Origin of the sequence: Streptococcus sp. UBA632 (assembly GCF_002300045.1) — a bacterium.
Classification (GTDB): domain Bacteria; phylum Bacillota; class Bacilli; order Lactobacillales; family Streptococcaceae; genus Streptococcus; species Streptococcus alactolyticus.
In genome coordinates this window covers 14,314-27,165 of sequence record NZ_DBPA01000003.1, presented here as the reverse complement: position 1 = coordinate 27,165, position 12,852 = coordinate 14,314, and the positions used below count along the sequence as shown (strand labels likewise).

General features: G+C 42.7%; 14 protein-coding genes. 4 read left to right on the top strand and 10 right to left on the bottom strand.

All coding sequences use genetic code 11. The annotated features are described in order from the left end of the window. The first annotated feature begins 371 nt into the window (after positions 1-371). Genes B3473_RS00185 through B3473_RS00175 form a run of 3 tightly spaced genes read left to right on the top strand, consistent with a single transcriptional unit; the run spans position 372 to position 2,268 of the window. A complete protein-coding gene (locus B3473_RS00185; RefSeq protein ID WP_154454319.1) occupies positions 372-1,829 on the top strand; it encodes an alpha-amylase in 1,458 nt (485 codons plus the stop codon). A gap of 33 nt (positions 1,830-1,862) precedes the next feature. After that, a complete protein-coding gene (locus B3473_RS00180) occupies positions 1,863-2,024 on the top strand; it encodes a hypothetical protein (protein WP_235280943.1) in 162 nt (53 codons plus the stop codon). 1 nt (position 2,025) lies between these two features. Continuing rightward, positions 2,026-2,268: a hypothetical protein gene (locus B3473_RS00175; protein ID WP_235280941.1), complete on the top strand. Its 243-nt coding sequence runs from the start codon at positions 2,026-2,028 to the stop codon at positions 2,266-2,268. Between the two features lie 42 nt (positions 2,269-2,310). On the opposite strand, the gene B3473_RS00170 is transcribed toward B3473_RS00175, so the two are convergent. The 9 genes from B3473_RS00170 to B3473_RS00130 form a co-directional block, all read right to left on the bottom strand. Further along, positions 2,311-4,053 carry an ABC transporter ATP-binding protein gene (locus B3473_RS00170; protein ID WP_154454318.1) on the bottom strand — a complete coding sequence of 581 codons (1,743 nt, stop codon included), beginning with the start codon at positions 4,051-4,053 and terminating at the stop codon, positions 2,311-2,313. Beyond that, positions 4,050-5,780, bottom strand: a complete 1,731-nt coding sequence (locus tag B3473_RS00165) for an ABC transporter ATP-binding protein (RefSeq protein ID WP_154454317.1) — start codon at positions 5,778-5,780, stop codon at positions 4,050-4,052. The genes B3473_RS00170 and B3473_RS00165 overlap by 4 nt, the downstream gene beginning before the upstream one ends. A gap of 22 nt (positions 5,781-5,802) precedes the next feature. Next, positions 5,803-6,405 carry a lysozyme family protein gene (locus B3473_RS00160; protein WP_154454316.1) on the bottom strand — a complete coding sequence of 201 codons (603 nt, stop codon included), beginning with the start codon at positions 6,403-6,405 and terminating at the stop codon, positions 5,803-5,805. Then, entirely contained in the window at positions 6,405-7,379 is a 975-nt protein-coding gene (locus B3473_RS00155; RefSeq protein WP_293650689.1) for a nucleoid-associated protein, read from the bottom strand. Before B3473_RS00155 ends, B3473_RS00160 begins: the two co-directional genes overlap by 1 nt. Before the next feature lie 21 nt (positions 7,380-7,400). Beyond that, positions 7,401-8,651, bottom strand: coding sequence for a serine hydroxymethyltransferase (glyA, locus tag B3473_RS00150; protein ID WP_154454314.1), 1,251 nt, complete (start codon positions 8,649-8,651; stop codon positions 7,401-7,403). A gap of 92 nt (positions 8,652-8,743) precedes the next feature. Beyond that, positions 8,744-9,343, bottom strand: a complete 600-nt coding sequence (locus B3473_RS00145; RefSeq protein WP_154454313.1) for an L-threonylcarbamoyladenylate synthase — start codon at positions 9,341-9,343, stop codon at positions 8,744-8,746. Then, complete coding sequence (gene prmC, locus B3473_RS00140; RefSeq protein WP_204984343.1) at positions 9,336-10,166, bottom strand: peptide chain release factor N(5)-glutamine methyltransferase; 831 nt, start codon at positions 10,164-10,166, stop codon at positions 9,336-9,338. Before prmC ends, B3473_RS00145 begins: the two co-directional genes overlap by 8 nt. Then, positions 10,166-11,245 carry a peptide chain release factor 1 gene (prfA, locus tag B3473_RS00135; RefSeq protein ID WP_154454311.1) on the bottom strand — a complete coding sequence of 360 codons (1,080 nt, stop codon included), beginning with the start codon at positions 11,243-11,245 and terminating at the stop codon, positions 10,166-10,168. The genes prmC and prfA overlap by 1 nt, the downstream gene beginning before the upstream one ends. Before the next feature lie 30 nt (positions 11,246-11,275). After that, the gene (locus B3473_RS00130; protein WP_154454310.1) at positions 11,276-11,857 is read right to left on the bottom strand and encodes a thymidine kinase; all 582 of its coding nucleotides are present in this window, start codon (positions 11,855-11,857) and stop codon (positions 11,276-11,278) included. A 379-nt stretch (positions 11,858-12,236) separates the two neighbouring features. Between B3473_RS00130 and B3473_RS00125 the strand changes: the two genes are divergently transcribed. Then, on the top strand, positions 12,237-12,422 hold the full coding sequence (locus B3473_RS00125) for a 4-oxalocrotonate tautomerase (protein ID WP_002885057.1): 186 nt from the start codon (positions 12,237-12,239) through the stop codon (positions 12,420-12,422). A gap of 43 nt (positions 12,423-12,465) precedes the next feature. Here B3473_RS00125 and B3473_RS00120 read toward each other — a convergent pair. Then, the coding region (locus B3473_RS00120) for a GyrI-like domain-containing protein (protein ID WP_293650525.1) at positions 12,466-12,852 on the bottom strand (387 nt) is incomplete at its 5' end.

The following is a 12,852-nucleotide window of genomic DNA, read 5'->3' as shown; positions in this document are numbered from 1 at the left end:
ATATAAGATGTGGCCCTAAATCACATCCGTCTAAAGTCCTATTTTTTGAAAAAAGAGTTATTTTGTCATGAGGATGTTAGATTTCAGTCAATTGACTCATGTCAAAACATTTGAAAAGTTTTTAAGCGGGCGTTAAGATTATTTGGTTATATTATAAGAAAATCCTAAAACTTTTCTTTTTCATAATCTCCATAGGTGAGGGCTTCTAGAGCTCTTGCTTTTTTATTGTTCCCAAATAACCACAAACAGTCTGCCTTGTCAGTTGCATGTTATATTTCAGAAAAGGTTGTACTTTACGCAAACGGTTGTGTTATTTTATCTTTTTGGTACAATGGAAGAAACAGCTTTTTCTTTTTAGGAGATTTATTTTTATGACAAATGAAACCTTAATGCAGTATTTTGAATGGTATTTGCCTGATGATGGTAAGCACTGGCAAAACTTGGCTGCTGCTGCACCGCAATTAGCTAAAAAAGGGATTACGAAGATGTGGCTTCCGCCTGCCTTTAAGGCAACGCACTCGGCTGATGTGGGGTACGGTGTTTACGATTTGTTTGATTTGGGAGAATTTGAGCAAAAAGGCAGCGTTCGGACTAAGTACGGTACCAAGGCTGACTATCTAGCGACTATTAAAAGCTTGAAAGATAACGGCATTGAACCTATGGCGGATGTGATTTTGAATCACAAGGCTGCTGCTGACCACACGGAAGTCTTTACCGTGGTGGAGGTGTCGCCTGAGGACCGCACCAAGGTCTTGAGCGAGCCTTTTGAAATCGAGGGTTGGACCAATTTTACCTTTGCAGGTAGAAAGCATAAATACAACGCTTTTGAGTGGCACTGGTACCATTTCACTGGGACTGACTACGATGTCAAGACAGGCAAGACAGGTATTTTTCAGATTCAAGGGGATAACAAAGGTTGGGCGAACCAAAATCTGGTGGATGGTGAAAACGGTAACTACGACTATCTCATGTACGCTGATTTGGACTTTAAACACCCTGAGGTCATTCAAAATATCTACGACTGGGCGGACTGGTTCGTGGAAACGACTGGCATAACAGGTTTTCGTTTGGACGCTATCAAGCACATTGATTCTTTCTTTATGGGGAATTTCATCCGCGATATGAAAGCCAAATACGGCGATGATTTCTATGTCTTTGGGGAATTTTGGAATAGCGATGAACAAGCCAATACGGATTATCTGGAAAGCACGAATTTTCGTTTTGACTTGGTAGATGTGCGACTGCACCACAATTTATTTGACGCGAGCCAAGATGAGCAATTCGATTTGCGGACGATTTTTGAGGGAACGCTGGTTAAAAACCACCCTGATTCTGCGGTGACTTTCGTCGATAATCACGATACCCAGCGTGGACAGGCTTTAGAATCAACGATTGCCGAGTGGTTTAAGCCTGCAGCCTATGCTCTCATTCTCTTGCGACAAACAGGACTTCCTTGTGTTTTTTATGGGGATTATTACGGCATTTCTGGTGAATTTGCCCAAGAGAGCTTTAAAGATGTGATTGACCGCCTACTTCTACTGCGTCAAACGGTGGTTTACGGCGAGGAAGTGGATTATTTTGATGAGGAAAATTGCATCGGCTGGACTTGCCTTGGCGATGACCAGCACCCAAATCCTCTAGCGGTTGTGATTAGCAATGGCAAAGCGACCTCAAAACACCTTTTTGTTGGGGAAAATTGGGTTGGACAAGCCTTTGAAGATGCCCTCTACCACTACCCTTTGCCTGTCACGATTGATGCGGACGGTTATGGGGACTTTCCAGTGGGTGAAAAATCGGTGAGTGCTTGGGTACCACTTGGGGTCTTGTAGGTCCTTTCGCTTAGTGATTGAGGAGGACTTGCCATGAAGGGAAACAACCGTATTTGGTACATTGGCTATTCCCTGTCACTCCTGCTTATTGTAGTGATGTTTTGCAATGATTTTTCTAAAACGGTGGATATGGCGCTTATCTTTTTGTTTAGTGCGGTTTTTAGCATTTCTTACATTCAGTTTGCTGCACCATAAAATGATGCGAACAGACACAACTTATCGCATCAGCGTCAAGACAGAACGCAATACCTTTATCAAGGAAAAGACAGGCAGCATTGCTCTGATGATAACCATGATTTTTCTGGGAATTGTCACGGCTTTGCTGATTGCATTGGATTATTTTTTACCAGCTATCATGACAGGGACGCTGATTTTACTGCAACCGATATTGCTCATTCTAATCAGCAATATCCTTGAAAAACAGTATCCTGATAACTAAAAAATACCTCTCTCATGGGAAACATGAGGGAGGTATTTTGGCTTAAAAGGCACTGTCGTGTGCGGTTTGCATTTGGTAATAAACACCTTTTTTCGCCATTAAGGCATGGTGTTTACCGTATTCGACCACATCCCCGTCAACCATAACGAGAATGAAATCCACGTTTTTGATGGTTGATAGACGGTGGGCGATAATAAAGCTGGTGCGTCCTTTCATCAAGGTTTCAAAGGCTTCTTGCACCAAGAGTTCTGTCCGTGTGTCAATTGACGATGTGGCTTCGTCTAAAATCAAAATTTTCGGTGATTTGATAAAGACGCGGGCAATGGTGAGCAATTGGCGTTGTCCCTGTGACAATGAAGCGCCTGCATCAGCCAGATAAGTGTCGTAGCCGTTTGGCAATTGACGGATAAAGAAATCGGCTTTGGCAGCCTTAGCTGCTGCGATGACTTCTTCTCTTGTGGCATTTGGATTTCCGTAAGCAATGTTATCATGGACGGTACCAACCTTGAGCCACGTTTCTTGCAAGACCATTCCGATTTGGTGACGTAAGGCCTCCGCGTCGTAATGGGACATTGGCACGCCGTCTAAGTCAATTGAGCCGCTATTTAACTCGTAGAAACGCATCAAGAGATTGATTAGGGTTGATTTCCCTGCTCCTGTTGGCCCAACAATCGCGACTTTTGAAGCTGGCGGAATAGACAAGTCCAGATGTTTAATCAAGGTTTTTTGGCTGGTATAACCAAAAGAAACGGCTTTGAAATCAATTTGCCCTTTAATGTTTTCAGCGTCCAGCTCTATTTTCACTGGGAGCGGTTCGCTTTTTTCATCCAAAATGCTATACAGACGCTCTGCACAAGCCAAGGTGCTCTGCAATTCTGACAAGACAGATGAAATGTCATTGAAAGGCTTGGTGTATTGGTTGACGTAGTTTAAGAAGGTGGTCAATTCTCCAATCGTGAAGCCACCTGACATGATGCGCAAGGCTCCAACCCCTGACAAGAGGGCATAAATCAAACTATTGATAAAGCGAGTGGCTGGGTTCACCGTTGAAGAATAGAAAATAGCCCCTTGAGAATAATCGGCATAAGTATTGTTAATGCCTGTAAATTGCTCGATTGTGGTATTTTGAGCGTTTAAAAGGTGGACCAAACTTTCCTGACGAATCATTTCCTCGATATACTGAGTTTGTTGACCACGTGATTTGGTTTGATTTTGGTACAATTGGTAACTTCTTTGGGCAATAAAACGTGCCAAAAAGAGTGATAAGGGCGTCAAAATCAAGACCAGACCAACCATTAACAAATCAATATCAGCCATAGCCACAATGGTAATGACAATGGTTAAAATACCGATGAAAAATTGATTAAAGACCATTAACAAACCGTTGCTTAATTGTTCAGAATCGGTCGTGACGCGGCTGACGAGGTCGCCAGCGCTCTTGCGGTCCAAATAAGCAATGGGCATTTGATTGAGTTTTTCCATGACTTTTTGCCGCAATTGGTAAACGAATTGGAAGGTCAAGCGGTTATAAATCAAAGGATTAACCCACTGAATCAAGGTGTTGAGTCCGACGACGGCAATCATCTTGGCAATAATTGGCAACAACAGTTGAATGGAATTGGGTGATAAAACAACATCAACCGCATCCCCGATGAGAATAGGGAGGTAAACGGTCAAGCTCACTTGCATCAGGGTTCCAATGGTTGCTCCCAAGACCAGCCATCTTTGTGTCAACAAATCTTTGATTAAGCGTTGGGTGGTCTGTGTTTGATAGCGTGCTTTCATCCTAAACCTCCTTCTTCTTCAGAATGTTGTGAGTAATGGATAGCCTGATAAACCTTGTTGTGAGCTAACAAGTCATCATGTGACGCAAAGCCTAATTGCTTGCCTTGGTCTAAGAGCAAGACCTTGTCAGCAGCTTTTAAGCTATTGGTGCGTTGTGAGATGAGAATCAAAGTGGTGTCCTTCAATTCTTCATGAATGGCTGTCAATAGCTTGGCTTCAGTCAAGTAGTCCAAGGCTGATGTGGAATCATCCAAAATCAAGAACGGCGCTTCTTGCACCAAGGCGCGAGCAATGGTCAACCGTTGACGCTGCCCACCTGAGAAATTACGCCCAAAAGCTTCCACCACGGCATCCAATTGCCCTTCTTTTTCTGAAACAAATTCAGTGGCTTGGGTAATATCCAAGGCACGCCAAAGCTGTTCATCGCTAATCTTTTCTTTTAATCCAAAGGTCAGATTAGAACGAATGGTTCCTTGGAACAGCTCTGCTTTTTGCGGCACGACATTGACCCACGAACGCCATTCTTTCAAGGTTTTAGGAGAGTGTTGCTTTTGGAAAATGTTCAAACTTCCCTCTTGTGGGGTGTACAGGTGCGTTAGCAATTCCACCAAGGTTGATTTTCCTGCTCCTGTCCCTCCGATAACCCCGATAAAGGCTCCTGGAGTGATGGCCAGGTTGATATCAGACAAGGCAGGCTCAGCTGCGGATGGGTAAGTGAAACTCATGTCCTTGATGCTAATAGCAAGGTCAGACGTTTTTTGTGGCAATGGGGTATTCAAATTTTCTGACGGCATCTCAAACACTTCGGTCATGCGTTTAGCACTGATGAACGATTGGTTTAGCGATGTGACTAACATGGTCATCTTGAGCAATTCTGTCAAAATCTGCAAGAGATAATTAACCAAGGCAATCAACATCCCTTGTGACAATAAACCTTGTCCGATAGATAGATTTCCCTGCCAAATTACGATAATCAGCGTGCCGTTAACCACAACATAAGTCAAAGGGGTCACTAAGCTAGACAAGTACCCTGCCTTAAGTTGCAAGCGCGTGTAGCCTTGATTAGCAGCAGAGAATTCCTCTTCTTCTTTGTCCACCTGTCCAAAGGCACGGATAACGCGAGCACCTTCTAATTGCTGACGCGTCAGACGCACAATGTGGTCGATAGCCAGACGAATTTTTGCATAAATGGGATTTAGCAAGCGTGACATCACAAAGACCAAGGTAAAGAGAATGACCACCATCAAAACAAAGGCAATGGTCAATTTTGGGCTAATGGTAAAGGCCATGATAATTGACCCAAAGACAATGATAGGTGCGCGTAAAAAGAGGCGTAGAAATTGGTTAATACCTGTCTGAATCTGATAAGTATCACTGGTTAGACGCGTAATCAAACTAGAATCGGTTATGCGATCACGGTCCTCCTTACTCAAACTCATGATTTTCTTAAACAAATCCTGCGTGAGCTGACGGGTGTAACCAACGGCAGCTTTTGATGAGAAATACTGGGCTGTAATAGCAACGATTACACCTACAATAGCCAAAAGAAAGAGCAAGCCAATCATGGCATACAACTGTGGCTTATTATGGTGGGGAATGATGGTATCAACGATTCTAGCAATAATAATGGGAACTAACAGTTCAAAAGAAGCTTCAAATAATTTGAAAAAGGGCCCCAAGATTGTCTCTTTCAGGTACCCTTTAAAATACTGTCCTAATGCTTTCATTTTCTACTTTCTAAAACATATGTTAAAACAAGCTCATCAACTCAATCAGATAGAGATTGAAATGAACTTCGCGTGAGTAATAGATATTACCACCGTTTTTGTACAATTTTCCTCCAGATATGAGTGCTATAGGGTGGTGGTAAAAATAACTTTCCCCAGTGGTGTTTCCAAGACTGGGAGCAACGACATTTTTGGAATATTCAGTGGCTAATGCAATGGTACTCTTACCACCATGATTAGCAACATAATCAATATAAGCCGTTCCAAAATTGTAGGCTTGCACTGCCGTCCAAACATCCACGCCCTTTTCCTCAGCTAAGGTAAGGTTTTTAGACAAGAGAGTGACGCCCTGACGGATACTGGTTTGGCTATCCGTAATGGAATTGGCAACTCCTGAGGTGCTTTCGCTGGATTGCATAACGTCCCCATCACTGCCCTTGGTTTCCGTGTAAATCATGGCCAAAACCAAGTCAACATTGGCAGTGGTGTCATTGGTCGCCAAAATCTCCTTCACCATAGTTTTATATTGCAAGACATTATGTACGTTGACATAAGTGTCGTGAATTTGAAAGCCAGCAAAGAAAACAAGCCCAAGTATAACCAAACGTCTGATACATTTAAACATTATTTATTTTGAATATCCTCTATATTTTTGATTAGGATGGAATAGGTTCCATTTGGGTTTTGAATAAATTCGACTGACTCGGCATCCTCATAGACATTATTGGGAACAATGAGTTGAATGCCATTTGAAAGTGAGAGTTTCTGATTTTCCAGTTTTTTACTCTGACGCGAATGGTCAATATCTGATAGTTGAATAGGTTCTGGAATGCTTTCTTTCAATTCATCCACAAAGGTCAGACGGGCAGTCAGGTTGCTATCAAACAATTGGTCAGCTAGCTTTTCAGGCGACAACTCCTCTTCTTCCAAGTTTTTATGGATAGCTGCTTTCATTTTCGATTGAAAAGCAAAGTCATCTTGCTGAAAATTTTCAGCGATTTTCTGAGCAGTCTGTTCCACCATTTTAATGGATTTTTTCACAGATTGTTCAGGCTTAACTTGCAAGAGATTTTCTGAAAAATAATGAGCAAAACTGCCATTATGCTTAATTCGCTTCTCGATAAGATAGTAATTGCGATTTTGACGGTTGACAATCAAGGCCTCATCAGGCACTTGTGCAGCCGTTGGCAGATTGTTTTGCGTGATTTTCAAAGGATTATCATTGTCGCTTGAAATATGTGTGAAATTTTCTTTCAAAGCAACCCGCAAAAAAGCAAAGTGCTCCATGCCATCCTTGTCAAATTGAATGAAAATGAGGTCATTGACTTTTTGGTTGTCAGACAAGACAAATTCTTCTTTCCAAAGCTGGGCAATCTGAACCGATGATTCCAGCAAATCATCGGTGAGATAGCTCCAAAAGACATTGTCCTTAGAAAAAGTGCCACGCTTGGCTTCGTCTGAAAAGACTTTACTGAGTTTTTTGCGAAAATACTCATCAATTCGAGGCGTCAGAGTCAACGGTTGGTCTGACAAGATTAGGTCAGTGTCGTTGGGTGTGAATTGGTGAATCACAATCCGTTTAATATATAAATCAATCATGTTGGCTGTTTTAAGTGTTCGTTAGTAGAGCGGGAAAGCATCTGTTAGAGCCTTCACGTCCTGACGAACCTCCTCTAAAATAGTTTCGTTTTGGTGATTTTCTAGGGTCTTGACAATCAATTCTGCAATCGTACGTGATTCAGCTTCGCCCATGCCACGACTAGTGATGGCTGGGGTGCCGATGCGAATGCCTGAGGTTTTAAAAGGCGATAAGGTTTCAAATGGAATCGCATTTTTGTTCAAGGTAATATTGACTGATTCCAAAATGTTTTGGGCCACTTTGCCATTTTCAACGACCTTCGTCACGTCAACAAGAAAGACGTGGTTGTCTGTTCCTCCTGAAATGACGCGGAAATTTGGGTGTTGGGTAAAAACCTCTGCCATAGCGGCAGCATTTTTCACCACCTGCTCACCGTAAGTTGTGAAAGCAGGGTCCAGGGCTTCTTTGAAGGCAACGGCTTTTCCAGCAATGACGTGCATCAAGGGTCCACCTTGCAAGCCAGGAAAGACCGCAGAATTAATCTTCTTAGCTAGGGCTTCATCATTGGTTAAAATCAAGCCACCACGAGGCCCACGTAGGGTTTTGTGGGTTGTGCTTGTTGTGATGTGGGCATAAGGAACAGGGCTTGGGTGATGACCTGAAGCGACTAACCCCGCAATGTGCGCCATATCCACCATCAAATAAGCCCCAACGCTATCAGCAATGTCACGGAAACGTTTGAAATCAATGATGCGAGAATAAGCTGACGCTCCTGCAACGATGAGTTTTGGCTGGGTTTTCAGCGCTAATTGAGCTAGAGCATCGTAGTCAATGCATTCAGTGACGGGGTCCACGGTGTATGACACAAAGTGATAAGTTTTTCCTGAAAAGCTAACGGGTGCTCCGTGCGTTAGGTGCCCACCAGCCGCCAAATCCATGCCCAAAACAGTATCGCCAGGTTGGATTAAAGCCATGTAGGCAGCGGCATTGGCTTGACTTCCTGAGTGCGGTTGAACATTGGCAAATGCAGCACCAAAGAGTTCTTTTGCACGGTCAATGGCAAGGTTTTCGACCACGTTCACGCAGTCTGTTCCCCCGTAGTAGCGTTTACCTGGGTAACCTTCAGCGTATTTATTGGTCAAAACGCTACCTTGTGCTGCCATGACAGCTTTTGACACCACATTTTCAGAGGCGATGAGTTCAATGTTGTTTTGTTGGCGAACTTCTTCAGCGTGCACGGCAGCCCAGAGTTCTTGGTCAAATGCTTCGTAGTTTTCCTTGTCAAAAATCATAACCTGATCTCCTTTTTGATAAGTCCAAGTGACACCCTTGTCGTCAAGTCTGTCAAAGCCAAAACATTATGAGAAGAATTCCCCCTAAAAACCTAATTGGATTCGAACGATAATTCAGGTGCCACAGCCAATAATTCCGCCTTGGTAATGGCACCTTGGCGCAAAATTCGAGCTGTTTCTCCAGATAAATCTAAAATAGTTGAATCCACGCCTGTTAGGGCAGCATCATCTGCCAGCCCTGTCACCTCGTTGTTGAACTGGGTTTTAATATCAGCAAAGATTTTCCCACTTTCTCGCCCAGAGATATTGGCAGAAGGACCAATTAAAGGCCCTGTTTGCTGAATCAATTCCAAGGTTTTTGGGTGATTGGGAATTCGAAAACCAATTGTTGATAAGCCAGAATTGATCCAAGCTGGCACACGGTCATTGGCCTGTAAAATAATGGTCAAAGGACCAGGTAAAAAAGCCTCGTAAAGTGTTTTGAGGTAGCTGGGTTGATTTTTTGAAAACGCTAAAATGGTTTCCAAATCAGCCACATTAAGATTCATCGCCTTGTCTTTTGGACGACGTTTGAGTTGGTAAACGTGCTCAACTGCTGCTTCGTTCATGGCTTGCGCAAATAGTCCGTAAACCGTTTCTGTCGGCAAAATCACCGCTCCGCCATTTTCTAAAATCTCTTTTAAATTAGCCATTATCCATCACGACCATTCTATCTTTTCCAAATACATCTTGTAATACCCGCACGCGCTTGCCAGGAAAATGCTGCTCCAGCAAGTTTCGCAAACCGTCACCTTGCTTATACCCAATTTCAAAATAAAGCTTTCCTTGCTCGGTTAGGTAGTTGCTAGCTTCTTCGATAATCCGACGGTAAATAGCAAAACCATCTTCGTCTGCAAACAAAGCCAAATGCGGCTCTGAGGCCAAAACATTCACACCCACTTCATCCTTATCGTCAAAGGCGATATAAGGCGGATTGGAAACAATGATATCAAATGTTCCTGTCAGATTGCTAAATACATCAGATTGCACCCAATCAATCTTGACTTGGTGTTTCCCCCCATTGTCACGCGCTAGGTTTAAGGCATCTATTGAAATATCAGACGCTGTCACTTGCCAATCTGTCCGCGCAGCCTTGAGTGAAATGGCAATCGCCCCGCTACCTGTACCGATATCTAAAACACGTTTATCTGCTCCGCTATTTTCCTTTAAAATCAACTCAACCAATTCTTCGGTTTCTGGTCGCGGAATCAAAACGCGCTCATCCACGGCTAAAGCTAAATCGCGGAAATAAGCCGTACCTGTGATGTATTGAGGGGAGCGGTGCTGGCTTAGTTGGGACATAATCCCTGCCAACACTTGCTCGTCCTCGGACGTCACAGATTGATTTTGATGTAAAATGTAATCCAGCAAAGTCCAGCCTTTGATGTCACGAAAAACGTAAGCAAGGTTTTCGGGGGCTTCGCCAAGGTTTTGTAACTGTTTTTCTAATTGGCTGATGGTTTCAGCGTAATTCATTATTGATTCAACTCTTCTAATTTCTTGGTTTGGTCAAAGAGAATCAAGGCGTCAATGATTTCGTCCAATTTTCCTGACAAAATGCTATCCAATTTTTGCAAGGTCAAACCGATACGGTGGTCTGTCACACGGTTTTGTGGGAAATTATAGGTACGAATACGTTCTGAACGGTCACCAGTACCGATGGTTGATTTACGTTCGGCGTCTTGTTCGTTTTGAGCGATTTGGGCAAAGTGGTCAGCCACGCGCGCACGAATAATTTTCATGGCTTTGTCGCGGTTCTTTTGTTGGGTACGTTCTTCTTGCATTTCCACTTTAATACCTGTTGGAATGTGGACCATACGAACGGCTGTCGCTACTTTGTTGACGTTTTGTCCACCAGCACCTGAGGCATGGTAGATATCCACGCGCAAGTCTTTTGGATCAATTTCGTATTCGACTTCTTCTACTTCAGGCATAACCAAGACGGTCGCTGTTGAGGTGTGAACACGCCCTTGGCTTTCTGTTACAGGAACACGTTGCACACGGTGGGCACCTGATTCGTATTTCAATTTAGAGTAAACCGATTGACCAGATACCATGACCACTACTTCTTTGATACCGCCGACACCGTTGTAAGAAGCTTCCATGACATCAAATTTCCAACCTTGGCTTTCAGCGTATTTTTGATACATTTGCAATAAGTCACCAGCAAAAAGAGCTGCTTCGTCCCCGCCTGCTGCTCCGCGAATTTCCAAGATGATGTTTTTATCATCGTTTGGATCTTTTGGCAAGAGCAAGATCTTCAATTTTTCTTCGTATTCTTCCTTGGCAGCTTTTGACTCTTTGAGTTCTTCTTTGGCCATTTCTTCCAATTCAGGATCGCCACCAGCGTCTTTAATCATTTCTTCAGCGTCTTCGATGTTTTGAAGAATTTGCTTGTATTCGCGGTAAGCTGTCACGGTATCGCGGGTATTAGCTTCTTCGCGTGACAATTCCATAAAACGTTTGGTGTCGCTAACGACCTCAGGGTCACTAAGCAATTCTCCCAATTCTTCATAACGGTCTTCAACCGCTTGTAGCTGATCGTAAATGTTCATTGTTTTTTATTACCCTCTCTTTTTCCAGTTTTACTTGTCTGTTGGCATCATCGGATTGAAATAATGCTTGCGGCAGACAGGTATATAGGTTTCATTACCACCAATTTGAATCTGATCGCCCTCGTACACAGGCTTACCATTTTCCGTACGCAAGACCATCGTTGCTTTTTTAGAACAAAATTGGCAAATGGTTTTAATCTCGTCAATCTTATCTGCCATAAGCAAAAGATAACGTGAGCCTTCAAATAACTCATTTTGAAAATCATTTTTCAAACCAAAAGCCATAACAGGAATGCCTAACTCATCCACAACACGCGCTAAATCATAAACGTGTTGTTTGTTTAAAAACTGACACTCATCAATCAGCACACAATAAGGTGTGAAAGGCAAAGCTTGTACAAAAGCAAAAATATCCATCTCTTCTGTGATAGCTACTGCCTCACGACGCATACCAATACGGCTAGAAACAATCCCGTACCCATCACGCGTATCCAGTGCCGATGTCATAATCACAACGGGCTTGCCTTGTTCTTCATAGTTGTGAGCCACTTTTAAAATTTCAATGGTCTTACCAGAATTCATGGTTCCGTATTTATAATAGAGTTGAGCCAAGAATAAGATCCTACCTTCTATTAATATTCTCCTATTTTACCATAAATACAACTTTTCGTATATGGGTACTATTTTGACTTCCAGATGAAAAGGCATTTTAACAATAAAAACGCACCTTCCTCGATTAAGAGTCTGGGTGCTAAATTATCGTCTTATTGAGGTTTTGAGTCATTATCGCCAGCGTATAGTGCAATGAAAATCGATAGCATTGCCACGATAAACATAGGTTTCATTTATTCTACCTCTCTATATGTATTCTTTACATATGAGTGAATGTCGCTTTTTCTTTTATCTACACCTTCATTATACCATTTGTTTCTGAATTTTTGTGCAAAATATGCTACAATACTGATATTACTAAATGTTAAGGAGAGGTATCATGCCATTTGTCAAAATTGATTTGTTTGAAGGTCGTACGGAAGAACAAAAAATTGAATTAGCTCGTGAAGTAACTGAGGTGGTTTCTCGTGTTGCTAAAGCACCAAAAGAAGCTATTCATGTCTTTATTAACGATATGCCTGAGGGAACTTACTACCCACACGGCGAAATGAAAAAGAAAAACTAAGCCAAAAAGCTAGACGATTTGTTCTAGCTTTTTTCTTTGGATGCTACTGCTTTTTGATAGGCAATCTGATGACGGTTTTCCATTTATCAGGAGCAACTCTTCTAGCATCTGACAGATAGATTTCATGGTGACGTCGCTCATCCGTCAAATCCGTGACATAGTCATTCTCAGTAAGAAACTCTTGCATTAACGCGATGGTTTTTGGTTCATCGTCAAATGCTCCCTGATGCATGATTTGAACGCATAAGCCCTCATCAAGCGTCAGCCATTCAACAGGCGAACAATCCAACTTTTTCTTTTTGCTTGCTGTGGCGATAGCCCAATCGAGGTCTTTTGGTGTGACAAAATCAGGCAAACGAATAAGGGAAATCCAGTGAAAAGCAGACTTGTCTTTATAATTGATATCACCACCTCTGTCTTGCCACCAAAG

Bases quoted from the DNA above. Each gene is read 5' to 3' on its own strand.
- B3473_RS00155 (WP_293650689.1), bottom strand. From the start codon at position 7,379: ATGATTGATTTATATATTAAACGGATTGTGATTCACCAATTCACACCC.
- glyA (WP_154454314.1), bottom strand. From the start codon at position 8,651: ATGATTTTTGACAAGGAAAACTACGAAGCATTTGACCAAGAACTCTGG.
- B3473_RS00180 (WP_235280943.1), top strand. From the start codon at position 1,863: ATGAAGGGAAACAACCGTATTTGGTACATTGGCTATTCCCTGTCACTC.
- B3473_RS00185 (WP_154454319.1), top strand. From the start codon at position 372: ATGACAAATGAAACCTTAATGCAGTATTTTGAATGGTATTTGCCTGAT.
- B3473_RS00165 (WP_154454317.1), bottom strand. From the start codon at position 5,780: ATGAAAGCATTAGGACAGTATTTTAAAGGGTACCTGAAAGAGACAATC.
- B3473_RS00160 (WP_154454316.1), bottom strand. From the start codon at position 6,405: ATGTTTAAATGTATCAGACGTTTGGTTATACTTGGGCTTGTTTTCTTT.
- B3473_RS00175 (WP_235280941.1), top strand. From the start codon at position 2,026: ATGATGCGAACAGACACAACTTATCGCATCAGCGTCAAGACAGAACGC.
- prmC (WP_204984343.1), bottom strand. From the start codon at position 10,166: ATGAATTACGCTGAAACCATCAGCCAATTAGAAAAACAGTTACAAAAC.
- B3473_RS00145 (WP_154454313.1), bottom strand. From the start codon at position 9,343: ATGGCTAATTTAAAAGAGATTTTAGAAAATGGCGGAGCGGTGATTTTG.
- prfA (WP_154454311.1), bottom strand. From the start codon at position 11,245: ATGAACATTTACGATCAGCTACAAGCGGTTGAAGACCGTTATGAAGAA.
- B3473_RS00170 (WP_154454318.1), bottom strand. From the start codon at position 4,053: ATGAAAGCACGCTATCAAACACAGACCACCCAACGCTTAATCAAAGAT.
- B3473_RS00125 (WP_002885057.1), top strand. From the start codon at position 12,237: ATGCCATTTGTCAAAATTGATTTGTTTGAAGGTCGTACGGAAGAACAA.